Origin of the sequence: Afipia clevelandensis ATCC 49720 (assembly GCF_000336555.1) — a bacterium.
Lineage (GTDB): Bacteria > Pseudomonadota > Alphaproteobacteria > Rhizobiales > Xanthobacteraceae > Afipia > Afipia clevelandensis.
Map to the genome: position 1 here is coordinate 3,753,621 of NZ_KB375281.1, position 24,353 is coordinate 3,777,973.

Sequence of the window (24,353 nt, forward strand, 5' to 3'; positions counted from 1 at the left end):
GACAGATTCAAGGCAAGTGCAATGTACGCTTACGACGAACTCGACCGGACCATTGTCAACGAACGTGTTTCGGAGTTTCGCGATCAGGTCGCGCGCCGGCTGTCCGGCGAACTGACCGAGGACGAATTCAAGTCGCTGCGGCTGATGAACGGCGTTTATCTGCAATTGCACGCCTACATGCTGCGGATCGCGATTCCCTACGGCACCCTGTCGTCGAAGCAGCTTCGCGCGCTGGCCCATGTCGCGCGCAAGTATGACCGTGGCTATGGCCATTTCACCACGCGGCAGAATATCCAGTACAACTGGATCAAGCTGGCCGAAATTCCCGATGCGCTGGAGCACTTGGCCAAGGTCGGTATTCACGGCATGCAGACTTCCGGCAACTGCATCCGCAACGTCACCTCCGATCAATGGGCCGGCGTCGTCCCGGACGAAGTCGAGGATCCCCGCATCTGGGCGGAAATCCTGCGCCAGTATTCGACGCTGCATCCGGAATTCTCGTTCCTGCCGCGCAAGTTCAAGTTCGCGATCACCGCGAGCGATCATGACCGCGCAGCGATCAAGGTGCATGACATCGGTCTGCGGCTGTACAGGAATGCGGCGGGCGAGGTTGGCTTTGAAGTCATGGTCGGTGGCGGGCTGGGCCGCACCCCGTTCATCGCCAAGACCATCAATGAATTCGTCAGCCGCCGCGACATTCTGAGCTATGTCGAGGCGATCCTGCGCGTCTACAATCAATACGGTCGCCGCGACAACATCTACAAGGCACGCATCAAGATTCTGGTCCACGAGCTTGGCATCGAGAAGTTCAAGCAAGAGGTCGAGGAGGAATGGGTGCAGATGCGCGACGGCGCGCTGGCGCTCGATGAGGCCGAGATCGAGGATATCCGCTCGCGCTTTTTCTATCCCGATTATGCCAAGCTCGAGGATACGCCGCCTGAACTGACCAAGGCGCTGCAGAATCCGAACTTCGAGGCCTGGTACAGGAACTCGGTTGCCCCGCACAAGCAGGCAGGCTACGGCATCGTTACGCTGTCGTTGAAGCCGGTCGGCGGGCCTCCGGGTGATGCCACGGCCGAACAGATGGACGAGATCGCCGATCTCGCGGACAAGTATTCGTTCGGCGAAATTCGCGTCGGTCACGAACAGAACCTGGCTCTGCCGCATGTCGCCAAGCGCGATCTGCCGGCGCTTTGGCGCGCGCTCGACAGGATCGGCGTCGCGACGCCGAATGTGAACCTGGTCACGGACATTATCGCCTGCCCGGGTCTCGACTATTGCTCGCTCGCCAATGCGCGCTCGATTCCGATTGCGCAGGAGATCACGCGGCGGTTCGCCAATATCGACACGGCCAACCTGATCGGCCGGTTGCACATCAATATTTCCGGCTGCATCAATGCCTGCGGTCATCATCACGTTGGCCACATCGGCATTCTCGGTGTCGAGAAGAACGGCGAGGAATTCTACCAGATCACCATCGGCGGCCGAGCCGATGAAGGTGCCACACTTGGACAACTGGTCGGTCCGGCAGTGCCGTTCGATCAGGTCGCCGATGTGATCGAGGATATCGTCGAGGCCTATCTGGCGCTGCGCCAGCGACCGGGCGAGTTGTTTGTCGATACCGTGAAGCGCCTCGGTGTCGAGCCTTTCAAGGAGCGGGTCTATGCCACTCGTTAAGGGCAACACTGTCGTCGCCGACGAATTCACTCACCTTGCCGACGATGCGGAACTCCCGTCCAGCGGTGCGGTGCTCGTGTCTGCGGAGCGCTTCCTAAACGATCCGGAAGCTGCATTGTCGCGTGGCGGCAAGACGGGCGTGATCTGGCCCAACAACCGCGACATCGACGAGTTGCTGCCGTATCTGGGCCGCCTCGCGGTGATCGCGCTGGTCTTTCCGATCTTCCGTGACGGCCGTGCCTATTCGCAGGCCAGGCTGCTGCGTGAGCGTCACACGTTCAAGGGCGAGCTGCGCGCCACCGGGCAAGTTCTGCGCGACCAGTTCCTTTTCATGCTGCGCGCGGGCTTCGACGCCTTCGAGGTGAAGAAGGAGAAGGACGCGCAGGTGTTTGCGGAGGTCGCACACCGCTTCTCGGTGTTCTACCAGCCGACTGGTGACGGCCGTGTCACCGCGTTTCATCGCCGGCTGATGCATCTGCCGGAAGGAGTGCGTTCATGACCACGGTTGCATCCTCGTTTCTGTCGCAAACACCGGACGTTTCTTCGGCGCTGATCGTTGCCGAAGCCGCCGAGCTTGATCGCGCGCTCACCAAGGCGTCGCCGACGGACGTTATCGCGGCTGCGGTCAGGGCTGTGGGCCGTCACCGGCTCGCCGTGGTGTCGTCGTTCGGCACGGAGTCCGCTGCGCTGTTGAAATTCGCAGCCGAGGTCGATCCGGCGATTCCCGTGGTGTTTCTCGACACCGGCTGGCTGTTCGAGGAAACGCTCGCCTATCGCGACACGCTAACGAAGCTGCTCGGCCTGACCGATGTACGCACGATCCATCCGTTGAACGATACACTCGACCGCGAGGACAAGGATCGCGACCTGTGGTTTTCCGATCCCGACCGCTGCTGCTTCATCCGCAAGGTCGAGCCGCTGGCGCGGGCGCTGTCGTCGTTCGATGGCTGGATCAACGGGCGCAAGCGGTTTCAGGGCGGCGATCGTGCGTCCATTCCCGTCGTTGAGGCGGATGGCGCCCGGCTGAAATTCAATCCGCTCGCCAATGTCTCGCAGGACGAATTGAAGGCCTTGTATGCGGCGATGGATCTGCCGCCGCATCCTTTGGTCGCATCCGGATTCACCTCGATCGGGTGTATGCCTTGCACCAGCCGCACGCTTCCCGGCGAGGACGCGCGCGCGGGCCGCTGGCGCGACAGAGGCAAGACGGAGTGCGGCATTCACGTCACCAAAACTCCGTAAAATTCTGCCTTTCTGAAATTCGTGATTTCTTGGAATGTTCGTTCCGCAATTCTGATAAGAATGAAATCCGGTTTCGTTGACAGAGCCTCATGAATTCCAGAGTTTCATGCCTCCTGACGACAACAATGTCGTCATGCCGGATGGAGATTGAAATGGTTCGCAATTTGTTTGTCGGCCGCTTGCTTGTAGCCGGAAGTCTGGTGTGGGCCGGCTCCGCGCTCGCTGCCGACGTGACGCTGCTCAACGTGTCGTACGATCCGACCCGCGAACTCTACGTGGAATTCAACAAGGCCTTCTCCGCTGCCTATCGCAAGGAGACCGGCAAGAGCATCGAGATCAAGCAGTCGCATGGCGGCTCGGGCTCGCAGGCGCGCTCGGTGATCGACGGATTGCAAGCCGACGTAGTGACGCTGGCGCTGGCCTACGACATTGACGCCATCGCCAACAAGGGATTCCTGAAGAAGGATTGGCAGAAGACGCTGCCGCAGAATTCGTCGCCGTATACGTCGACCATCGTGTTTCTGGTGCGCAAGGGTAATCCGAAGGGCATCAAGGATTGGGACGATCTGGTGAAAAGCGGCGTGCAGGTGATCACCCCGAATCCGAAGACGTCCGGCGGGGCGCGCTGGAATTATCTTGCGGCGTGGGGTTACGGCCTGAAGAAATACGGCTCCGAGGACAAGGCCAGGAAGTTCGTCGCCGACATCTACAAGAATGTCCCGGTGCTCGATACGGGCGCGCGCGGCTCGACCGTCACGTTCGTCGAGCGCGGCGTCGGCGACGTGCTGCTGGCATGGGAAAACGAAGCCTTCCTTGCGGTGAAGGAGTTCGGCAAGGACAAGTTCGAGATCGTGGCGCCGCCGCTGTCGATCCTGGCCGAGCCGCCGGTCGCGGTGGTCGATAGCGTCTCCGACAAGAAGGGGACGCGCGCCGCCGCCGAGGCCTACCTGAAATACTGGTACACCAAGGAAGGCCAGGAAATCGCGGCGCGGAATTTCTATCGTCCGCGCGATGCCGCGGTCGGTGAGAAATACGCCGACTCCTTTGCGAAGGTCGAGCTTTTCACCATCGACGATGTGTTTGGCGGCTGGACCAAGGCCCAGAAGGAACACTTCGCCGAAGGCGGCGTTTTCGACCAGATCTACAAGAACTGATCCAGAACGCGGATTGATGGGGGCATCGTGAGCGGAGGGACAGGACGACGAGGAGCATTGCCGGGCTTTGGTCTCACCATGGGACTGACGCTGACATGGCTGTCGATCATCGTGCTGATTCCGCTCGCGGGCCTTTTCATCAAAACGTCCGAACTTAGCCTGCTTCAGTTCTGGGATATTCTCACCGCCCGGCGCACGCTGAATGCGCTAAAGATTTCATTCGGCCTCGCGTTCCTGGCCGCGCTCGTCAATCTCGTGATGGGCATGATCATTGTCTGGGTGCTGGTGCGCTACAAGTTCCCCGGCCGCCGCATCTTCGATGCTATCGTCGATATCCCGTTCGCGTTGCCGACGGCGGTCGCAGGGGTGGCGCTGACGGCGCTGTTTGCACAGAAGGGTTGGCTTGGTGCGCCGCTGGCGGAATGGGGCATCAAGGTCGCCTTCACGCCGATCGGGATTTTCGTTGCGATGATCTTCATCGGATTTCCGTTCGTGGTTCGCACAGTGCAGCCGGTGCTGATTGATCTTGAAATCGAGGTGGAGGAAGCGGCGGCGTCGCTCGGCGCATCGCGCTGGGATGTCATCCGCCGCGTGATCCTGCCGAGCCTGACGCCCGCGATTCTCACGGGCTTTGCGCTGGCCTTTGCTCGCGCCGTAGGCGAATACGGCTCTGTCATCTTTATCGCGGGTAATCTGCCGAACGTGTCGGAAATCGCGCCGCTCCTGATCGTGATCCGGTTGTCGGAATTCCGTTATGCGGACGCGACCGCCATCGCTGTGATCATGCTGGTCGTTTCCTTCCTCATCATCTTCAGCATCAACCGCATTCAGCGCTGGGCGCAGACGCGTGGCGTCGCGGTCCAGGTCTGATCATTGCCATGGTGATCGACAGGCCAAAATCCGCGTCCGCGCATGAAATCCGCACCGAGCCGTTTCTGGTGCGCTGGACACTCATCACCATTGCCGTCCTGTTCTTGACAGTGTTCGTCGTGCTGCCGCTGGTGGTTGTTTTCTCCGAAGCCTTCTCGCGCGGTATCGGAGCCTATCTCGCAGCGCTCTCCGATCCGGAAGCGCTGTCCGCGATCCGGCTGACGCTGACGGTCGCCGCGATTTCGGTGGGCCTCAATCTCGTGTTCGGCGTGATCGCAGCATGGGCGATCGCCAAGTTTGAATTTCGCGGCAAGGTGTTCCTGATCACGCTGATCGACCTGCCGTTCTCGGTGTCGCCGGTGATTTCGGGTCTGGTCTTCGTGCTGCTGTTCGGCGCGCAGGGCTATTTCGGCACCTGGTTGCAGTCTCATGGCATCCAGATCCTGTTCGCGGTCCCGGGCATCGCGCTGGCGACGACCTTTGTGACGTTCCCGTTCGTCGCGCGTGAATTGATCCCGCTGATGCAGGAGCAGGGAACGCAGGAGGAAGAGGCGGCGATCTCGCTCGGCGCCTCGGGCCTGCGCACCTTCGTGCGGGTGACCATTCCCAATATCAAATGGGGCGTTCTTTACGGCGTGCTGCTCTGCAACGCCCGCGCCATGGGCGAATTTGGTGCCGTGTCGGTGGTTTCCGGCCATATTCGCGGCGAGACCAACACCATGCCGCTGCTCGTCGAAATCCTCTATAATGAGTACCAGTTTGTGGCTTCGTTCGCGATTGCGTCGCTGCTCGCATTCCTGGCGCTCGTCACGCTGATCGTGAAAACGATCCTCGAAAGCCATCTCGAAGAAGGACAGTCCGCAAGTGACGATTGAAGTCCGTAACATCGTGAAGCGATACGGCTCCTTCGCCGCGCTCGATCATGTCGATCTCAAGGTCGCGACCGGCGAGCTGGTGGCGCTGCTCGGGCCGTCGGGCTCGGGCAAGACCTCGCTGCTGCGGATCATCGCAGGGCTTGACTGGCCCGACGAAGGTTCGGTGATTTTCGACGGCGAGGATGCGCTGTCGCGCGGCGCCGGCGAGCGTCACGTCGGCTTTGTGTTTCAGCACTATGCGCTGTTCCGTCACATGAGTGTGTTCGAGAATGTCGCGTTCGGATTGCGGGTGCAGCCGCGGGCGATCCGCAAGGACGAAGCGCATATCAGGAAGCGCGTGAAGGAACTGCTCGACCTCGTGCAGCTCGACTGGCTGGCGGACCGCTATCCGAGCCAGTTGTCCGGGGGGCAGCGCCAGCGTATTGCGCTGGCGCGCGCGCTTGCCATCGAGCCGCGCATCCTGCTGCTGGACGAGCCGTTCGGCGCGCTCGATGCCAAGGTGCGCAAGGAACTGCGCCGCTGGCTGCGCCAGTTGCACGACGAGATTCATGTGACCTCGATTTTCGTCACCCACGATCAGGAAGAGGCGCTCGAAGTCGCCAACCGCGTGGTGGTGATGGACAAAGGTAAGATCGAGCAGATCGGCACGCCCGGTGACGTTTACGACAATCCGGCCACCGCCTTCGTTCATGGCTTCATCGGTGAATCTATCGTGCTCCCGGTGCAGGTGTCGGACGGCAAGGTGCGGCTGGGCGAGAAGGTGCTGAACCTCGAGCCGCGCGACGCGGTGTCGGGCCCGTCGAATCTGTTCATTCGCCGCCATGATGTGTCGATCGTCCCGGCGGGCAGCGGCCTTCTGGAAGGCGACGTGAGGCATGTGCGCGCGTTCGGCCCGACCCAGCGCGCCGACGTGGTGCTGCACAATGGCGCGACCGAAACGCTGATTGAAATCGACGCCCCGCGCGACCGCGATCTCAAACCCGGCGATGTGGTCAGCCTTCAGCCCCGGCGCTACCGGCTGTTCCCGGCCGCCTCCTGAGCCTGAAAACCGGTCCCGTGTTCACCTTTCAGCCACGGTTGGTGTGCAACAAACGCCGACCAACGGTTGGGGACTCAAATGATGCGTGTGGCGGGGGCCATTCTGGCGCTGGCAGTACTGACGGGGTGTACCTCCGACAACGGGCCGTCCACCGAGCAGCCGGCCTTCTATGTCAGCATGGCCAGCGCGGGCGCGAAGCTCGATCCGAATGTCGCGGCCTCGATGATTTCCGGCTACCGGCAGAACAATGGCCTTGGCGCGGTGCAGGTCGATCCGTTGTTGATGAAAGCCGCCGAGACGCAGTCCCAGGCGATGGGCGCCCGCAACAAGCTCGATCACAATGTGGCGGGGACGCTGGATAAGCGGATCAAGGCTTCGGGCTTCGATGCCACCAAGGCGGTCGAAAACGTTTCGGCCGGGTATCACACACTGGCGGAGGCTTTTTCGGGCTGGCGGGACTCGCCGCCTCACAAGGCCAATATGCTGGCCAGCGGTGTCACAAAAATGGGCATTTCGGCGGTCTATGTCCCGAACACCAAGTACAAGGTGTTCTGGACGCTGATTCTCGCCGCGCCGGACGCACGATAGGCGCGCCGGGATAAACCTTCTGTGACATCTGGTGGTCCGATTCCAACATTCGCATCCCGGTTCAGCAAGCATTTTGCGAATGTTGGAATCAAAGGACCACTAGCAAATATAGGTTTCTAGTGGAGTTTTGGATTTGACATTCGCATTGTGAACTCGCGGCCGGTGATGCGCGAATGTCAAATCCACTCCACTAGCTCCTTTTCGCCAATTGACGCGGCTGCGAAGTGAGGCCACCGTGCTGCAGCATCGGTTCCCCGCCGATGCTGTGAGTAGCCGACATGGACCAGCTTTCTCCCTCGACAAAATCGGATGCATCCATTCCCTCGAAGGCCCGGCGCGTGCTGGTGCTGCAGGGCGGCGGCGCGCTCGGCTCCTATCAGGCCGGTGCCTATCAGGCGCTGTGCCATCATGATTTCGAGCCGCAATGGATCGCCGGGATTTCCATCGGCGCGATCAATGCGGCGATCATCGCGGGCAATTCGCGCGAGGCGCGCGTCGGCAAGCTGAAGGAATTCTGGGAGATGGTGTCGTCGGCGTCGCCGATGCCGTGGGCGCCGCTGGTCCGGACCGATCAGGTCCGCTCCGTCTTCAACGAAACCAGCGCCGCGCTGATCGCGACCTTCGGCGTGCCGGGTTTCTTCACGCCGCGTTTTCCGCCCGCGCCGGTCTGGCCCGCGGGCACGCCGCAGTCGCAGAGCTATTACGACACCTCGCCACTGCGTGCGACGCTGGAGCGGCTGGTGGATTTCGACCGCATCAACAACGACGGCGTTCGCCTGAGTGTCGGCGCGGTCAACATCAGGACCGGCAATTTCGAGTATTTCGACAATCACGAGTTCAGGAAGCGCGGCAAGACAATCGGCCCCGAGCACATCATGGCCTCGGGCGCGTTGCCGCCGGGCTTTCCGCCGATCGAGATCGAAGGTGAATTTTACTGGGACGGCGGCATCGTTTCCAACACGCCGCTCGATTACGTGCTCGAGCACGAACGGGACGACGATCTGCTGATCTTCCAGGTCGATCTGTTCAGCGCGCGCGGTGAAGTTCCGGCCACCGTGCTCGAGGCGGCCGAGCGGGAAAAGGACATCCGCTATTCCAGCCGCACCCGCATGAACACCGACATGAACAAGAAGATCCACGACGCCAAGAAAGCAGTGCGCGAACTGATCGCGAAGCTGCCGGAGAGTTTCAAGGACGATCCGCTGGTTGCCACATTGAATGAAGCGGCGAAGGAAAACACCGTCACGGTGGTTCACCTGATCTATCGCAGCAAGCTGCACGAGACATCGTCCAAGGATTACGATTTCTCCCGCCTCGGCATGACCGAACACTGGACGGCCGGCGAACGCGATGTCTACGCCTCGATGACTCATCCGGAATGGCTGAACCGGCCGCAGTCGGATGAAACCATGGTCACCTACGATCTGTGCGAGAACGGATCGGACTATATCAAGCGGTAAACAGGAGCGAATAAATGGGTACTCTTTCCGGCAAGACAGCGGTTGTGACCGGCTCGACCAGCGGCATCGGCCTTGCTTATGCGCGCGCTTTTGCCAGCGCTGGCGCCAATGTCGTGATCAACGGGTTCGGCACGCCGGCAGACATCGAAAAGGAGCGGTCGAAGATCGAATCCGATTTCAAGGTCAAGGCCGCCTATTCCCCCGCGGACATGACCAAGCCCGCCGAAATCGCCGGCATGATCGAGCTTGGCGAAAAGACCTTTGGATCGGTCGATATCCTTGTCAATAATGCGGGCATCCAGTTCGTCTCGCCGATCGAGGATTTCCCGATCGAGAAGTGGGATGCGATTATCGCGATCAACCTGTCCTCGGCGTTCCATGCCATTCGTGCCGCGGTGCCGGGCATGAAGAAGCGCGGCTGGGGCCGCATCATCAACACGGCGTCGGCGCACTCGCTGGTGGCTTCGCCCTTCAAGTCGGCTTACGTGTCGGCCAAGCACGGCATCGCTGGCCTGACCAAGACGGTCGCGCTCGAAGTCGCGACCCACAAGATCACCTGCAACTGCATTTCGCCGGGCTATGTCTGGACGCCGCTGGTGGAAAAGCAGATTCCCGACACCATGAAAGCGCGCAACATGACCAAGGAACAGGTCATCAACGACGTGCTGCTCGATGCGCAGCCAACCAAGGAATTCGTGACGGTCGAGCAGGTCGCGGCGCTGGCGCTGTTTCTGTGCGGCGACGATGCGGCGCAGATCACCGGCGCGAACCTGTCCATCGACGGCGGCTGGACGGCGGCGTAATTTTCCCCTCTCCCCTTGTGGGAGAGGTGCCCGAGTGAAACGAGGGCGGGTGAGGGGTCTCGACCAAAACCCTCACCCGCCTCGATTTCGCTTCGCTTAATCTTGCCACCCTCTCCCACAAGGGGAGAGGGAGGATTTAGTGAAACTCAGTCCTTGCGCTTCCCGAACGCCAGAACGTGGAAGCCGAGGCGGGTGCGGGTGATCCAGAACAGCAGGATCGTTTCGAACACCAGTGCGATGGAGGTTGCGGCGGCGGCGCCGTAACCGCCGAAGCGCGGCACAAGCAGCACGCACAGCACAAGGTTGACCAGGAACGCCAGCGCATAGGCCAGCGCGCACATGTTCTGGTGGCCGAGCATGTTGAGCAGGCGTTCCACCGGGCCGATGGCCGAGCGCACGATCAGGCCGATGGCCGCCACGAACATGATGCCGTAACCTGCGGTGAATTGCGGGCCGAACAGCCAGAGCAGCGGCTCGCCCAGCGCCAGCAGCACGGCGGTCGCCGCGACCGACGGCCAGAACGTCCACTTGATGGCGTGAGCGATGTAGGCCTCGAGCCGCTCCTTGTCGCCGGAGGCGTGATATTCGCTGAAACGATGTGCGGTGGTCGCCGACATCGCGTAGTGAATGAACGACACCAGCGCCAGCGTCTTCACCACGGCGAAGTAGACGCCAACCTCTTCCGATGAACGGAATTGCTGCAGCACCAACACGTCGGTGTAGGACAGCAGCAGGTAAAATCCTTCGACCATCATGATCGGAAGCGACACCTTGAGCCAGGCGCGGATCTCATAAGTCTTCGGACCTGGCGCGACGCTGGCATTGAGGCGGCGATTGAGTACGATCAACTGGCCAATCATCGCGATCCAGACCGCGGCGGCGCTGGCGAACATCGCGGCGGTGGCGCCGAGGTTCATGCCGAGCACCACGGCGCCTGCGGTGAAGCCGATAATCAGGGTCTGCCGCACGATGAATTGCGGCATCAAGCCGAGGCGCATCCAGTCGTGGGAGCGCGCGAGGCCGTCCTGCGTATTGGCGACGACGAAGGCGGGCAGGGTGAGGCAGCCGATATAGAGCGGCACGATGGTGTGCGTGTCGATCCACGGCGACAGGAGCTTCACGACGGCTGCGAGCAGCAGCGCCACCGCGCTCGAGGCGGCAAATGTCATCCAGCGGCTGCCGGAGAGAAAGCCGCGCAGCATCGAAAGCTCGCCGCTGGCGCGATATTCCGGAATGATCTTCTGTGCGGAGACAGCGATGCCGAAGTCGAGCACGCTGCCGAGCAGCAGCACCCAGGTCCAGACATAGACATAGATGCCGTAATCCGAGCCGCCCATCCATCGCGCGAGCAGGACCTGCGAGAAATAGGCAAGGCCCGCGCTCAATACGCGGATCAGGAAGACGGTGCCGGCGAGCCGCTTGGTCAGCGAGGCTTCGGAGGTGCCGGTCAGCACGCCACGCAGCCGCGCGATCAGGCTCGCGGGTTTCGTTTCCGACGCGCTTTGAGCTTCCACCACCGCCACGGCATTCCATCCTGCTCCGCCCACATGGCGGCACGATGCGCCTTAGCAAGGATTCGTTAAGATTTGGTTGGGTCGGGCGACAGCGGGCGTCGCAGGCGTCAGCAACTTGTACTCAGGGTCGTCCCCGCGAAGGCGGGGACCCATACTCCCTGAATACAGACTATCAAAGATCGTTTCGGAGAGCATTCTCGGTACAACATATCCCGCCGGTGGCTATGGGTCCCCGCCTTCGCGGGGACGACGATGGGATTATCCCTTGAACCCGCCCTCATCCAGAAACGCCGCTTCTTCCGGTGTTGTCGCGCGCCCCAGCACGGCATTGCGGTGAGGGAAGCGGCCGAACTTGCGGATGATGTCGGCGTGCAGCACCGCCCATTTCAGGCTGTCGGCACCGAGCGGCTCAAACAGCGCGATGCTGCGTTCCTGATCGGCCATGTTTTCGGAATGCTCGAACGGCAGGTACATGAAGCTGCGCATGCCTTGCTCGATCCGCTGGTCGCGGCCTTCGGCAATGGCGCGTGCAGCCACGCTGCGCGCCAGCGCATCGGTGGAGAACGCGCGCGCATCGTTTCGGAACATGTTGCGCGGAAACTGGTCGAGCACGATCAGCAGCGCCAGCGCGCCCTCGTCGCTGTCCTGCCACGCGGTGAGCTTGCCGTCGCGTGCTGCTTCCCATGTGCCCATAAAGCGGTCGCGCAATTCCTGATCGAACGCATCGTCCTTGGCGTACCAGCGGTCATATCCGGCATTGCGCCAGAAGGTGACAATGTCTTGCGGTGTAACGATGGAATTCATGGAGCACGACCTTAAAGACGACAATGGCCGGGCGGAGGCCCGGCCATTGTGCAGGTTGGTTCTCGAAACGATCAGCTCGCCGCAGCGGCCGCCGCTTTCGGCTTTTCGTCGCGCAGTTCGCGGCGCAGGATCTTGCCGACATTGGTCTTCGGCAATTCCGTCCGGAATTCGACGTGCTTGGGCACCTTGTAGCCGGTGAGTTCGGTGGACGCGAACTTGATAACGTCCTGCGCGGTGAGGTTGGGGTCTTTTTTCACCACGAAGGCCTTCACGGCTTCGGTGGACTTCGCATCCGGCACGCCGATCACGGCGCATTCCAGCACGCCCGGATGGCTCGCGATCACTTCCTCGACTTCGTTCGGATAGACGTTGAAGCCCGAAACCAGGATCATGTCCTTCTTGCGGTCCACGATCTTGGTGTAGCCGTCCGGCGACATGATGCCGATATCGCCGGTGCGGAAATAGCCGTCGGCGGTCATCACCTTCGCGGTTTCTTCCGGGCGGTTCCAGTAGCCGGCCATCACCTGCGGACCCTTGGCGCAGATTTCACCGGCTTCGCCGAGCGGCACTTCGTTGCCGTCGTCGTCGCGGATCGAAAGCCAGGTCGAAGGCACCGGAATGCCGATCGAGCCGGAGAACTTGTCGGTGTCCGCGGGGTTGCAGGTCAGGGTCGGCGAGGTCTCGGAGAGGCCGTAGCCTTCCGACAGCGCGACACCGGTCACCTGCGTCCACTTGTCGGCCACCGGCTTCTGCACGGCCATGCCGCCGCCGAAGCAGCTCTTCAGCTTGGAGAAGTCGAGCTTGTCGAAGCCGGGCGTGTTGAGCAGGCCGTTGTAGAGCGTGTTCACCGCCGGGAAGCTGTTGACCTGATACTTCGACAGTTCCTTGACGAAGCCCGCCATGTCGCGCGGATTCGGGATCAGGAGGTTCACGCCCCCGGCACGCACCGCGAGGAGGTAACACGCGGTCAGCGCGAAGATGTGATAGAGCGGCAGCGCGCAGACGATGAAGAGCTGATCGACAACCGGCGGCTTCTTCAGGGCCGGCTGCAGCCAGGCGTCATTCTGCAGCACGTTGGCGAGAATGTTGCGATGGAGCAGCGTCGCGCCCTTGGAGACGCCGGTGGTGCCGCCGGTATACTGCAGGAACGCCACGTCGTCGCCGGTCAGCGCCGGCTTGTTCAGCTTCAGCCTGCGTCCCTGCGCCAGCGCGTCATTGAACGACACTGCGCTCGGGATCGAATAGGCCGGGACCATCTTCTTCACATTGCGCACGACGAAGTTGACGATCACGCCCTTGAAGCCGAGCAGATCGCCCATCGAGCCGATAATGACGGTCTTGACGTTGGTGTTGGGCAGCACCTTCTCCAGCGTGGTGGCGAAGTTTTCCAGCAGCAGGATGGCTTCTGCGCCGGAGTCCTTGAGCTGGTGTTCGAGTTCGCGCGGCGTGTAGAGTGGATTGACGTTCACGACGGTGTAGCCGGCGCGCAGGACCGCGGCGGTGCTGATCGGATTCTGCAGCACGTTCGGCATCATGATGGCGACGCGCGCGCCCTTCTTGAGGCCCTTGCTCTGCAGATAGGCGCCGAGAGCCGCCGACATCTCGTCGAGGTCGCGATAGGTGATCGCCTTGTCCATGCAGATGAAGGACTTGCGGTCGGCGAATTTCTTGAAGCTCTCCTCGAGCAGTTCGACCAGCGACGGATATTGATTGACGTCGATGTCGGCCGGCACGCCAGCCGGATATTGCTTGAGCCAGATACGTTCCATGGTGACTCCCCTCAGATGTTTCCTGGCGGCCCCCGTCTTGAGGCGGGGTGCGCGGTTTGACAGGTATTGGGGGAAGTATTGAGCGAAGCGGCCAGCCATAGCAAGCCTGTGCGCGCTAACGACGCACTTTAGAAAGTTTGTAGGTTACCGCTGCCGTCCGTGCAGGCTTTTGCAAAGCACAATTTTCACAAACTAGCTGCGCGGGGCTGCGTCGGTTTTCTTCTGGGCGGCAGGTTTTGCGCCACCTTTCGCAGAATTGGCAGGTTTCGCGGCGGGGGTGGGTGTTGCGGGCTTTACGGCCGCAGGCTTTGCAGCAGGCTTGGCTGCGGCTGCAGGCTTTTTGTCCGACTTCGGCGTCGCGACTGGCTTTGGCGCTGCGGCCGCGGTCTTGGGCTTCTGGGCTGCCGCCGGCTTTGCCTCGGGCTTTGCGGCGGATTTCTTGTCGGGCTTCGCAGCGTCAGCCTCCGGCTTGGCGGCCACCCTGGAGGCTTTCGCGCCCTTCTTGCGCTTGGCGACATTCGCAGCCTGGGCCGCGGATTCCGCAGCGTCGGCCTCGAACACGGCCGCGCCGGTGCGGGCCGGACCGGTATAGACAATCACCGGCGTCGCCGCCGCGGCCGGCATGGCCAGCAAGTCGGACACTTTCATGGTCGGAGCCTGCAGACCGGCGGTGAACATCGACACGCCGGAGTCGGTGCTGCCGTCGGCGACCACATCCGGATCGTCTTCCTCGTTTTCCGCGGCGGGCCGCTTGCGCCTCGGGCCGCACATCTCGTCGCGCAGGTTGGGCGGCGAGGCGTCGATCGGCGCCAGTGCATCGACGGTGCCAAGCGAAGGCTTGAGCCAGGACAGCTTGTTGCCGTTGAAGCCGCGTTCGAGCAGTTGCGCGGCCTTGAGCGCGCGCTGCGCAGAGGATTGCGCGCCAAGCACGACGGCGATCAGCCGCTTGTTGTTGCGGGTCGCGGTCGCGACGAGATTGAAACCGGATGCGCAGATGAAGCCGGTCTTCATGCCGTCAGCGCCGGGATAGCGGCCGATCAGCTTGTTGAAATTCGCGGTCACCCGGCGGCCGAACTTGATGGCCGGGATGTGCATGAAATATTCGTATTCCGGCAGATCGCGGATGATCGCGCGCGCCAGAATGCCGAGATCGCGCGCCGAGGTGATCTGTCCTTCGGCGGGCAGGCCGTTCGGGTTGACGTAACTGGTCTGCGTCATGCCGAGCCGCTGCGCGGTCTTGTTCATTTCGGCGGAGAAGCCGTCGATTGATCCGCCGACGCCTTCGGCGATGACAACAGCGATGTCGTTCGCCGACTTCACCATCATCATCTTCAGCGCGTTATCGAGCGTCACCTGCGTGCCGGGCTTGAAGCCCATCTTCGACGGCGATTGCGCGGCGGCGGTCGGCGACACGGTCAGCAGCGTGTCGAGCGTCATGCGGCCGTCCTTCACCGCTTTCAGCGCGACATAGGCCGTCATGATCTTGGTGACGGAGGCCGGATACCACGGATAGGTCGCGTTCTCCGCCTGCAGCACCTTGCCGGTGTCGGCCTCGATCAGCAGCAGCGCTTCAGCTTGCGCCGGACGTGGCGCGGTCACGACAAACAGCATCGTTGCCGTAAGCACGAGCAACGATGTGAAACGGAATGAAGCGAAGAGAGCTGCCACTACCGCGATCCGGAGAGTGAGAGCATGCCTGCGGCGAATGAAACCATGGTCTCCTCGGCGTGTTGCATGCGGGTTTCCAAGAACAATCCGGACAACGATCCGGAGCGGCAAATCAGATGTGCTATAAGGCTGACTACTTATACCGGACAGCGCGTTTCCGAACAGGGGTTTCGAGGCTCATTCAAGCATGAAATGGGCCAAAATTCGGCGATGCCCACATGATGATGGGCCATGACCCGATATCTCGCCGATTGCATGTCCGGCTCACGTTATTGTGGCTGCCGTCAGCCCGGAGATGCAGCCGCGCGCGCCTCGTCCTGAACCATGAACTGCGCCCGTGCAAGTTTGGCGAAATAGCCGCCGCTGGCAACCAGCTCATCGAAAGTTCCGCTTTCGATCACCTTGCCCTTGTCGAACACCAGAATGCGTGTGGCATTCCGGATCGTGGACAGACGGTGGGCGATCACAAAGGTGGTGCGGCCCTGCATGACGGTATCGAGTGCCGCATTGACCTTGGCTTCGGTGACCGCGTCGAGCGCGCTGGTCGCTTCATCGAGGATCAGGATCGGGGGATTCTTCAGCAGCGCGCGCGCGATCGACAGGCGCTGGCGCTCGCCGCCGGAGAGCATGCGGCCGCGCTCGCCGGCATTGGTGTCGAACTTGAGATCGCTGCGCTCGATGAAGTCGAGCGCCTGCGCGCCTTCAGCGGCTGCGCGCAGTTCCTCTTCGGTCGCGTCGGGCTTGCCGACCCGCAGGTTCTCGGCGATGGAGCGGTTGAACAGTAGCGCTTCCTGAAACACCACGCCGATGTTCCGGCGCAGCGCCGCCAGCGTCATGCCGCGAATGTCCATGCCGTCGATCCTGATGAAACCGGATTGCGGATCGAACGCGCGATGAAGCAGGGCGATGGCAGTGGATTTGCCGGCGCCGGTTTCGCCGACCAGGGCGAAGGTCTGTCCCGGCAGCGCTGTGAACGAGACGTCTTCGACCGCGGGCCGCTTGCCGTCATAGGAGAACGAAACGTCGTTGAATTCCACAAGGCCGGTGAGGCGGCCGGGATCAATCGCGTCGGGGCGGTCGCGCACGGCGGGGACCGCATCGAGCACGTCGAAGAATTCGCGCAGGCGCGGCGCTTCCATGAAGACGCTGTTGATGAAGCTGACCACCTGTTCGAGTTTCTGGATCAGCATGGTCGCGAACGAGACGAACATCACGATCTCGCCGACGCTCGCCTGACCCTTGCTGTTGAGAATGATGCCGACCACGAAGATGGCGAGAATGGTGATGGTGGTGGAGGCGCGGGTCATCACAGCGACCAGCGCCCACCATGACAGGACGGGCAATTGCGCCGAGAGCAGCTTGTCGGCCACGCCGCGCAGGCCCTGCACTTCGGCCTCGACCCGCACGAAGCTTTGCACCAGCGCGACATTGCCGAGCGCGTCGGAGGCGCGGGCAGCGAGATCGCCGTAATGCTCCTCGACCTCCATCTGCAGGCCGTAGGTTTTGCGGACCACGAGCGTGGTCAGGATGGTGAAGACGACGCACAGGATAAACAGCAGGATTGCCAGCCGCCAGTTGATGTAGAGCGACAGCGGCAGCAGCACCACCAGCGAGACGATGGACGCAAAATGTTCGCGGAAGAAACTCAGCCACAGCCGCCACAGCGCATCGGTGCCTTGCAGCATCACCTTCATCAGGCGGCCGGAATGGGTCCCGGTGTGGAAGGTTAGCGGCAGTTGCATGATGTGCTCGAAATAGCCAGTGAGCACGGCTTGGCGCTGGCGATGGGCCAGGCGGTCCGCCTGCAGGGCGACGAAGGCGCTGCAGATAATGGTGAACAGTCCGAACGCGACCCATGCGCCGAGCAGCGGCCATGGCGAGGTGATCGCGCCAAATAATGTGTCGGTGCTCTGCTTGCCGGACAGCACGTCGATGATGCGCCCGAACAGGACCGGCTCGGCGAATTGCGCCACGGCCAGCGCGAGGTTGGCCACGGCAAGGAACCAGCCGAGACGGGATTCCTTGCCGAGCAGTTCAAGAACGCGAATGTAAAGACGGATCAATGGAATGGCCTTGCGGGTCTGACGTCAGCGAACAGCATCATTCTACCCGTGGATCGCAGCCGAATATAGTGCGCCTCCTGCCTTCCCCCCAACCGACCTCACCACCACGCATCCGATCAATTAGCGATAGCTCAGCCCTGTACTGCGGTGAGCAGTCAGCCGCCCATTTCCGCCCGTGTTGCACGAAGAATGTCGTCCGAGAGTTCGGGATCGTTGACGGCGCGGGCGAGCACAAGCGCTCCGACCATGGAGGCGGCTGCTGCGAGCGCCTTGTCGCGCTGGCGCTGTTTCTTCGCATCCGTCATCCGGCTGCTCAGGAGATCGATCATGCCCCGCACACCGGCTGTGAAGCGCTCTCGCACAGCTTTGCTCTGGCGCGGCATTTCGGAACAAAGGGCTGACAGGATGCAGCCGGTTGCCGGTGTGTCGCGATGCGTCGGCGAAAGATACTCTGACTTGTAGTCGTCGAGTGTAAACACCTCGGGCAGTTCCTGCGCCTTGGCCAATATGGCGTAGGCCACGGCTTCTTCGACGAACCGTTCCTTGGAGCCGAACTGGCTGTACAGGCTGCCGTGAGTCATCCCTGCGGCTTCTGTCAGCGCGTCGACGCCGACGCCGGCGATCCCGCGCTCTCGCATCAGGCCGGAGGCCGCCTTGAGAATACGTTCGCGGTTTTTGGCCGCCTGTTGCTTTGAAACGCGCACGTCGCAGGTCCTTTCTTACCGGTCTTGACAATTATAGTAGCGACCGCCATTAATATCAAATAATTACGTTCGTAATCTAATTGAGGCGGCGGTTTCGTCGGGAGAAATTGATGAATAATATCAATGCGAAGGTTGCGCTGGTGACCGGCGCTTCATCTGGCATCGGCGAAGCAACGGCAGAGCGGCTCGCCAAGGCGGGCTACCGGGTCTACGGCACCAGCAGGCGGGGCGTACAGGCAGGCCAGCGGCCGTTCGAGATGCTGTCCCTCGACGTCACCAGCGATGACTCCGTGGCAGCCGCCGTCAGCGAAGTGATCCGTCGCGAAGGCCGCATCGATCTCTTGGTGAACAACGCTGGCTTCGGCGTTGCGCCGGCCGGAGCCGAAGAGAGTTCGCTCGATCAGGCCCGGGCGATTTTCGATACCAATTTTTTCGGGCTAATCCGGATGACGCGCGCCGTCGTTCCTCACATGCGGCGTCGGGGAAGTGGCCGCATTCTCAACATCGGTTCGGTGCTCGGCTTTGTGCCGATGCCGTATGGCGCGCTCTATGCCGCAACCAAGCACGCCGTCGAAGGCTATTCGGAATCGCTCGACCATGAGTTGCGCACGCGGGGCATCCGGGTCTCGGTCATCGAGCCCGCCTACACCAAGACGCCATTCGACGCGAACCTGATGCAGCCGGATGCGAAGCTCGAGGAATATCGCGAGGCGCGCGAAGGCGTGACCAAGCGCGTGACCGAGGTGATGGCAACCGCCGAGCCGCCAAGTGTCGTGGCCGAAACCATCCTGAAGGCGGCCAGCGCCGCGCATCCGAAACTTCGTTACGCAGCCGGCACCCTCGCCAAGCGGCTGCAATTCCTTCGCAGATTTGCGCCCGCCTTCGCAGTGGACGCCGGGCTTCGAAAGGACCTGCGGCTCGATGTGCCAAAGGCGTCGCGGCCTGCGCGCACCGCCCGCGCATTTTAACCGCGCACGCATTTTAACGGTGTGCGGCCGGTGCAAGCGCCGGTCGTGACAGCCAAACCCATTGGGATTCAGAAAAACATGAAGGCGTTTGTTTTCAGGCGTTACGGCAAGCCGGATCAGGTCGGGTTCGCCGACACGTCACGGCCCGTTCCCAAGCCCGACGAAATTCTCGTTCAGGTCCACGCGGCCGGTTTAAATCCGATCGACACCATGATTCCGAAAGGTACCTTCAAGCCGATGCTCAAGTTCGAGCTGCCGGCGACTCTCGGCAGCGATCTGGCCGGTGTCGTGGTGGAGGTTGGGCATCGCGTAACCCGCTTCAAGCCGGGCGATGCTGTTTTCGCAAGCATCTTCGATCAGGGCACAGGTTCGCTTGCCGAATTCGCTGTCGTGCCCGAGAAAGCCGCAGCACTTAAACCGGCAAATCTGGATTTCGTTCAGGCGTCCTCGATTCCGATGGTCGGACTGACATCGTGGCAGGCGCTAAAGGACCGCATCAAGATCAAGCCGGGCCAGAAGGTGTTCATTCCCGCAGGCTCCGGCGGCATCGGCACATTCGCGATCCAGCTCGCGAAAGTCCTTGGCGCAACGGTCGGGACCACCACCAGCACCGGCAACGTGGATTGGGTGCGGGGTCTCGGCGCGGATGAGGTCGTCGATTACAAGAAGCAGGAATTCGAGACGGTGCTGCGCGACTACGATGCCGTGCTGGGCACCGTGAGGGGCGATGCGCTTTTGAAATCTCTCCGGATTCTAAAGCCCAACAGCACCATCGCCTCGCTGATCGGTCCACCGGACTCAGCCTTCGCGCGGGCGCGCGGCATGAATGCCTTCTTCAGGTTCGTATTCGGATTGCTGAGCCGCAAGATCATCGCTCAGGGCAAGAAGCGCGGCGTCGCGTATTCGTTCCTGTTCGTGCATCCGGACGGCGGCCAGCTCGCGGAGATCGGCAAGCTGATCGAGGCGGGCCGCATCCGGCCGGTGATCGACAAGGTGTTTCCGTTCGCACAGACGAAGGAAGCGCTGGCCTATCTCGCGCAGGGACGCGCCAGGGGCAAGGTCGTTGTCCAGATGCAATAATTGCGCAGTAACGGCATAACGGACCATCAATGCAGACAGAAACTGTATGATAGTGCGGGAGAAGGCGGCGCAGTCCCGTTATGCACGCGTTGATTCTCGCGCGACTTCGCCGCGGCGCACCCGCGGAACCATTCGGATCAGCGCGGTTTGTCGGTGACATCCATAAACCGGAGATCGCCATGAAACGCGCGAACATCGTTCTGGCAGGCGCCGCTGCGCTCACGCTCATCAATTCGCAGGCTTTTGCCCAGCAGGAATTGACGGGACTGGTGACAAAGATCGACCGCATTTGGGGGACCATCGCGATTCAGCCGGAGCAGAGCGGAACGGTCGGATCGAGCGCCGCGGGTGTTGCGCAGGAGCACAAGGTGCAGAACCGCGCGTCGCTGGATACCGTGCATGCGGGCGACAAGGTCACCTATTCCGTGACCGAGGCCGGCGGCGTAAGCGTAATCAAGAAATTGCAGAAGCGATAAGCGCGGCTCAGTTGAGCTTGCGCGCGCTGGCCGGCGGCAGGAAGGCGTCGTCGAAAATATCGCCGGCCGATGGCCGCTTGCGGAATTCGTGGTCGTCCGCGATCTGGCCAATGCTCGCGTCGAAGCGATCGCCGTCGATGCCGCCAAGGCCGTTCTTTTTGGCTTCGTCGGTAACGATGTTGTCATTCAGCACGGCGCGCAGCCGCGCCAGTTCAACGTCGCGCACGCCGCCATTCATCTGCGCGAGCACATCGTCAACCGCGTGCGCCGGATTCTTGATGGTGAGGCGGACGCCTGCGACGGTGGCGCGGATAAAGGCCTTGACCGCTTCCGGATTGGCGCTGGCGAACTTCGGGTTGACGATCAGCGCATGTCCATAGACTTCGCTGCCGAAGTCCGAAAAATGCAGCACGACAAGATCGTTTGCCGGCACGCCGCGATCGCGCAGGTTGATCGCAGACAGAAAGGAAAAGCCGGTGACCGCATCCAGTTGCCCTGCGGACAGCATCGGTTCGCGCACCGCCGGACTGATCTTGTCCACCTTGAGCTTGCCCGGCTTGACGCTGTTGCGGCGGCCCATCGCGGGCCACAGCCGCGCGGCGGGATCGCCGTCCACAAGGCCGAGCGTCTTGCCCTCGATATCCGTCATCGTGACGATGCCACGGCTCCTGCGCGCGACGATCGCATAGGGCGCCTTGTTGTAGAGCACGAACACCGCTTTCACCGGCGCCGCGCCCTCCTTGTCCCGATACCGGATCAGCGCGTTGATATCGGCGAGCGCCATGTCGCTGCTGCCCGAGGCCACGCGCGCGATGGCGTCGGCCGAGCCATTGGCCTGTCCCGTGATGACATTGAGATCTTCGGCGCGGAACAGGCCGCGCGCCGATGCCACCACAAAGGGAGCGGCTACGCCGTCAATCGCACGATCGAGCGAGAAATGCAGGGCGGTGACCGCCAGTCCCGGAGTCGCACCGGCCGCGCAGGCCCACCCCAGCAGCGTCAGCGACAGGAGAGCTCTGCGAAGAAACTGGCGGGAGGTGACTGGCATGGCGCGTTCTTGGTCTTGTCTTGCGAACTGCTGAACGGCTTTTCGGTAGTCGCTGTGGTGGGATGATGACAAGCACACAATCCGGATTTCGTCACCATCCGGCCTGTTCCGCGCCAGTTTGCCGCAATTTTGCCGCTGAGTGTTCAGCTTGCATTCGGGTTCGGGAACCTAATGTAATGATTAGGGTTATCCTCCACTGGCCGGTTCAGGCCAGGGTTGACCCGTGAGGACATTGAAATGCTCATTCGTAAGACTTTGCCTTCGTCCTTCAGCCGAGCCGTGGTTCTGGCGACGGCTGCTGCGCTGGTCTTGACGGTTGCTGTCCCGCCGGTCGCGCAGGCGCAGCCTCTGCCCGCGTCCGCGGCGAAAAGCACCTCCGCCGCGCCTGCCAAGGTCAGCGAGGCCACCGATTTTAGTTCGCGCGCACGCCGCCGGGCGGTTCGCCGCGGCTACAACAACGCCGCCGGCGCCGCCTTCATGGGCATGGCGCTCGGCACCATGGGCGCGATCATCGCCGAACAGCGCCGCCGCGATTACTACCGCGACAACTATTACTACGGTGGCGGCCCGTACTATGGCCGGCGCTACTATGGCGGCCCGGCCTATTATGGTGGCGGGCCGTTCTACACCGTTCCCCACTACTGAGCGTTGCGGGCTCGCCTGCGCCGGTCGCCGGGAGCAATCCCGGCGACGTGCTTTTTCGGCCGTATTTTCAGCCGGTTGGAGCCGCCGTTAACGCACTGGCGAGGGATTTGATCTAGGTTTGGGCCATGAGTGATTCGCTGGAACGGCTTTATCACGCAATTATCGCGGCCAAGGATCTCGATCCGGCGACGTCGCGGACGGCACGGCTGTTTCAGCACGGCCCTGCGAAAATGGCCAAGAAACTCGCCGAGGAAGCCATCGAGGTCGTGATCGACGCGGTCAATGGCAAGTCGGATGCGGTGATCCGGGAAAGCGCCGATCTCCTCTACAATCTGTCCGTACTCTGGGTGGCTGCCGGTGTTCGTCCAGAGGATGTCTGGGCGGAGATGGATCGCCGCGAACGGGCCCAGGGCATCGCCGAGAAACTTCCGAAAGCAGGCGGCGGCAAGCTCCGTTCAAAGATGACCCCCGATCAGCTCAGGGCCATGGTGGTTGCCGGCATCGCGCCCCCGCCGGTCGCCGAGAGTGTTGCGCGGCGGCCAATTGTCGCGCTCCAGAGCGGCCGCCTGAAAAAACGCCGCTGATCAGCGGCCAAATTACACATTTTCACACATGGACAAATCGCCCGGACGGTGGTTCATCGCGCCATGCTGAGACGAATGTATGACTGGTGCATTGCCGCCGCCGACAAGCCCTATGCCCTCTGGCTGATGGGGGCCGTGTCGTTTGCGGAGAGTTCGTTCTTTCCGATCCCGCCGGATGTGATGCTGATCCCGATGTCGCTGGCGCGCCCGCAGAAGGCGTGGCTTTACGCGCTGGTCTGCACGGTCACGTCGGTCGCGGGCGGTGTGGTCGGCTATGCTATCGGCGCGCTTCTATATGACTCTGTTGGGCAGTGGCTGATCAATCTGTACGGCTACGGCGACAAGGTCGAGGCGTTCCGTGCCGGCTATGCCGAATACGGCGCGTGGATCATCCTTCTAAAGGGTCTGACGCCGATCCCCTACAAGCTCGTGACCATCACCTCGGGTTTCGCCAATTACAATCTGCTGCTGTTCGTGGTTTTTTCGATCATCGCGCGCGGCGGCCGGTTCTTCATCGTGGCGATCCTGCTGAACCGGTACGGCACCTGGATTCGCGAGGTGATCGAAAAGCGTCTCGGCCTGTGGGTTGCGATTGCGGCTGGCACGTTGGTGATCGGTTTCATCATCGCGTTCCGGATGTTCTAGAGCGCGGTCGCGGATCCGCTCACGATCAATCTTTTCCTCGTCGCGCAGGCGGGATACGCTGGCGCATGTCCACTCACTTGGCCGACGTGTTCTTAAACCTGCGCGGACGCACAATCCTGATGGTTGCGGCTGTCACGGTGATGTGGGCGACAGCGGCTGTGCCGCAGCAGGCCCAGCCGCAGCTTCAGGTCGCGCCATCGCAGCAGCCCGCACCGCCGGTCCAGCCGGCGCCGCAGCCCACAGATCAGGGCAATCCGGGACTGGTCGAGGAAATCGGCAAGCTGCTGAAGGATTCCGCCTCGGGACTGAAATCGACGCTGTCGGGTTCGGGCCAGGTGCTCGATGGATTGAACTCCGGCGCGAAGGATGCGGCCAGGGGCGCCACAGACGGCCTGAAACGGATCGCGCCGCTCTCCGGCCAGACGGTGGCGACCGGACGCACGCTTTGTCCGCGGGCGGCCAACGGCGCGCCGGATTGCAAACTCGCGGCAGAGCAGCTCTGCAAGGAAAAAGGCTACGGCGCGGGCAGCAGCGTCGATATCGAATCCACTCAGAAATGCTCGGCAAAAGCCTATTTTTCCGGCCACGGCGCATGCCGGACCGAAAATTTCGTGACCCGGGCGATGTGCCAGTAACGTGGCCAGTCAACACGGCCTCTTTCGCGAAATCCCTGTAGC

24 protein-coding genes are annotated in these 24,353 nt (G+C 62.0%); 17 read left to right on the top strand and 7 right to left on the bottom strand.

Translation table 11 applies throughout. The annotated features are described in order from the left end of the window. Positions 1-21 precede the first annotated feature (21 nt). From HMPREF9696_RS17960 to HMPREF9696_RS18005, 10 genes are all read left to right on the top strand, one after another. The gene (locus HMPREF9696_RS17960; protein WP_002714469.1) at positions 22-1,677 is read left to right on the top strand and encodes a nitrite/sulfite reductase; all 1,656 of its coding nucleotides are present in this window, start codon (positions 22-24) and stop codon (positions 1,675-1,677) included. Further along, on the top strand, positions 1,664-2,176 hold the full coding sequence (locus tag HMPREF9696_RS17965; RefSeq protein WP_002714470.1) for a DUF934 domain-containing protein: 513 nt from the start codon (positions 1,664-1,666) through the stop codon (positions 2,174-2,176). Before HMPREF9696_RS17960 ends, HMPREF9696_RS17965 begins: the two co-directional genes overlap by 14 nt. Further along, positions 2,173-2,919: a phosphoadenylyl-sulfate reductase gene (locus HMPREF9696_RS17970; protein ID WP_002714471.1), complete on the top strand. Its 747-nt coding sequence runs from the start codon at positions 2,173-2,175 to the stop codon at positions 2,917-2,919. Before HMPREF9696_RS17965 ends, HMPREF9696_RS17970 begins: the two co-directional genes overlap by 4 nt. Positions 2,920-3,071: 152 nt before the next feature. Then, positions 3,072-4,073: a sulfate ABC transporter substrate-binding protein gene (locus HMPREF9696_RS17975; protein ID WP_002714472.1), complete on the top strand. Its 1,002-nt coding sequence runs from the start codon at positions 3,072-3,074 to the stop codon at positions 4,071-4,073. 57 nt (positions 4,074-4,130) lie between these two features. Further along, positions 4,131-4,943 carry a sulfate ABC transporter permease subunit CysT gene (cysT, locus tag HMPREF9696_RS17980; RefSeq protein ID WP_002714473.1) on the top strand — a complete coding sequence of 271 codons (813 nt, stop codon included), beginning with the start codon at positions 4,131-4,133 and terminating at the stop codon, positions 4,941-4,943. An 8-nt stretch (positions 4,944-4,951) separates the two neighbouring features. Next, on the top strand, positions 4,952-5,818 hold the full coding sequence (gene cysW, locus HMPREF9696_RS17985; protein ID WP_002714474.1) for a sulfate ABC transporter permease subunit CysW: 867 nt from the start codon (positions 4,952-4,954) through the stop codon (positions 5,816-5,818). Beyond that, complete coding sequence (locus HMPREF9696_RS17990) at positions 5,808-6,857, top strand: sulfate/molybdate ABC transporter ATP-binding protein (protein ID WP_002714475.1); 1,050 nt, start codon at positions 5,808-5,810, stop codon at positions 6,855-6,857. The genes cysW and HMPREF9696_RS17990 overlap by 11 nt, the downstream gene beginning before the upstream one ends. A gap of 78 nt (positions 6,858-6,935) precedes the next feature. Beyond that, positions 6,936-7,445: a CAP domain-containing protein gene (locus HMPREF9696_RS17995; RefSeq protein WP_002714476.1), complete on the top strand. Its 510-nt coding sequence runs from the start codon at positions 6,936-6,938 to the stop codon at positions 7,443-7,445. A gap of 278 nt (positions 7,446-7,723) precedes the next feature. Next, positions 7,724-8,905 (top strand): DUF3734 domain-containing protein, encoded by a 1,182-nt coding sequence (locus tag HMPREF9696_RS18000; RefSeq protein WP_002714477.1) that lies wholly within the window; start codon positions 7,724-7,726, stop codon positions 8,903-8,905. Positions 8,906-8,919: 14 nt separating this feature from the next. Next, a complete protein-coding gene (locus HMPREF9696_RS18005; protein WP_002714478.1) occupies positions 8,920-9,708 on the top strand; it encodes a 3-hydroxybutyrate dehydrogenase in 789 nt (262 codons plus the stop codon). Positions 9,709-9,854: 146 nt separating this feature from the next. On the opposite strand, the gene HMPREF9696_RS18010 is transcribed toward HMPREF9696_RS18005, so the two are convergent. The 6 genes from HMPREF9696_RS18010 to HMPREF9696_RS18035 form a co-directional block, all read right to left on the bottom strand. After that, positions 9,855-11,231 (bottom strand): lipopolysaccharide biosynthesis protein, encoded by a 1,377-nt coding sequence (locus HMPREF9696_RS18010; RefSeq protein ID WP_002714479.1) that lies wholly within the window; start codon positions 11,229-11,231, stop codon positions 9,855-9,857. Between the two features lie 249 nt (positions 11,232-11,480). Beyond that, entirely contained in the window at positions 11,481-12,026 is a 546-nt protein-coding gene (locus HMPREF9696_RS18015) for a DUF924 family protein (protein ID WP_002714480.1), read from the bottom strand. 71 nt (positions 12,027-12,097) lie between these two features. Beyond that, positions 12,098-13,795, bottom strand: coding sequence for a long-chain fatty acid--CoA ligase (locus HMPREF9696_RS18020; protein ID WP_040301582.1), 1,698 nt, complete (start codon positions 13,793-13,795; stop codon positions 12,098-12,100). 192 nt (positions 13,796-13,987) lie between these two features. Then, the gene (locus HMPREF9696_RS18025) at positions 13,988-15,406 is read right to left on the bottom strand and encodes a D-alanyl-D-alanine carboxypeptidase family protein (protein WP_002714482.1); all 1,419 of its coding nucleotides are present in this window, start codon (positions 15,404-15,406) and stop codon (positions 13,988-13,990) included. A gap of 341 nt (positions 15,407-15,747) precedes the next feature. After that, a complete protein-coding gene (locus tag HMPREF9696_RS18030) occupies positions 15,748-17,532 on the bottom strand; it encodes a glucan ABC transporter ATP-binding protein/ permease (protein ID WP_040301586.1) in 1,785 nt (594 codons plus the stop codon). Between the two features lie 149 nt (positions 17,533-17,681). Then, on the bottom strand, positions 17,682-18,230 hold the full coding sequence (locus HMPREF9696_RS18035) for a TetR/AcrR family transcriptional regulator (RefSeq protein WP_002714485.1): 549 nt from the start codon (positions 18,228-18,230) through the stop codon (positions 17,682-17,684). 110 nt (positions 18,231-18,340) lie between these two features. On the opposite strand from HMPREF9696_RS18035, the gene HMPREF9696_RS18040 reads away from it, so the two are divergent. The 3 genes from HMPREF9696_RS18040 (at position 18,341) to HMPREF9696_RS18050 (ending at position 20,754) form a co-directional block, all read left to right on the top strand. After that, positions 18,341-19,198: an oxidoreductase gene (locus HMPREF9696_RS18040; protein WP_002714486.1), complete on the top strand. Its 858-nt coding sequence runs from the start codon at positions 18,341-18,343 to the stop codon at positions 19,196-19,198. A gap of 78 nt (positions 19,199-19,276) precedes the next feature. Then, positions 19,277-20,278, top strand: coding sequence for an NADP-dependent oxidoreductase (locus tag HMPREF9696_RS18045; RefSeq protein ID WP_002714487.1), 1,002 nt, complete (start codon positions 19,277-19,279; stop codon positions 20,276-20,278). 179 nt (positions 20,279-20,457) lie between these two features. Further along, entirely contained in the window at positions 20,458-20,754 is a 297-nt protein-coding gene (locus HMPREF9696_RS18050; RefSeq protein ID WP_002714488.1) for a copper-binding protein, read from the top strand. Positions 20,755-20,761: 7 nt separating this feature from the next. Here HMPREF9696_RS18050 and HMPREF9696_RS18055 read toward each other — a convergent pair whose 3' ends face one another. Continuing rightward, a complete protein-coding gene (locus tag HMPREF9696_RS18055; RefSeq protein WP_002714489.1) occupies positions 20,762-21,802 on the bottom strand; it encodes an ABC transporter substrate-binding protein in 1,041 nt (346 codons plus the stop codon). A gap of 237 nt (positions 21,803-22,039) precedes the next feature. Between HMPREF9696_RS18055 and HMPREF9696_RS18060 the strand changes: the two genes are divergently transcribed. The 4 genes from HMPREF9696_RS18060 (at position 22,040) to HMPREF9696_RS18075 (ending at position 24,311) form a co-directional block, all read left to right on the top strand. Beyond that, the gene (locus HMPREF9696_RS18060; RefSeq protein WP_002714490.1) at positions 22,040-22,447 is read left to right on the top strand and encodes a hypothetical protein; all 408 of its coding nucleotides are present in this window, start codon (positions 22,040-22,042) and stop codon (positions 22,445-22,447) included. A 125-nt stretch (positions 22,448-22,572) separates the two neighbouring features. Beyond that, a complete protein-coding gene (gene hisE / locus HMPREF9696_RS18065; protein ID WP_002714491.1) occupies positions 22,573-23,031 on the top strand; it encodes a phosphoribosyl-ATP diphosphatase in 459 nt (152 codons plus the stop codon). A gap of 63 nt (positions 23,032-23,094) precedes the next feature. Continuing rightward, a complete protein-coding gene (locus HMPREF9696_RS18070) occupies positions 23,095-23,676 on the top strand; it encodes a YqaA family protein (protein ID WP_040301587.1) in 582 nt (193 codons plus the stop codon). A gap of 65 nt (positions 23,677-23,741) precedes the next feature. Continuing rightward, positions 23,742-24,311, top strand: a complete 570-nt coding sequence (locus HMPREF9696_RS18075) for a hypothetical protein (protein ID WP_002714493.1) — start codon at positions 23,742-23,744, stop codon at positions 24,309-24,311. Positions 24,312-24,353 lie beyond the last annotated feature (42 nt).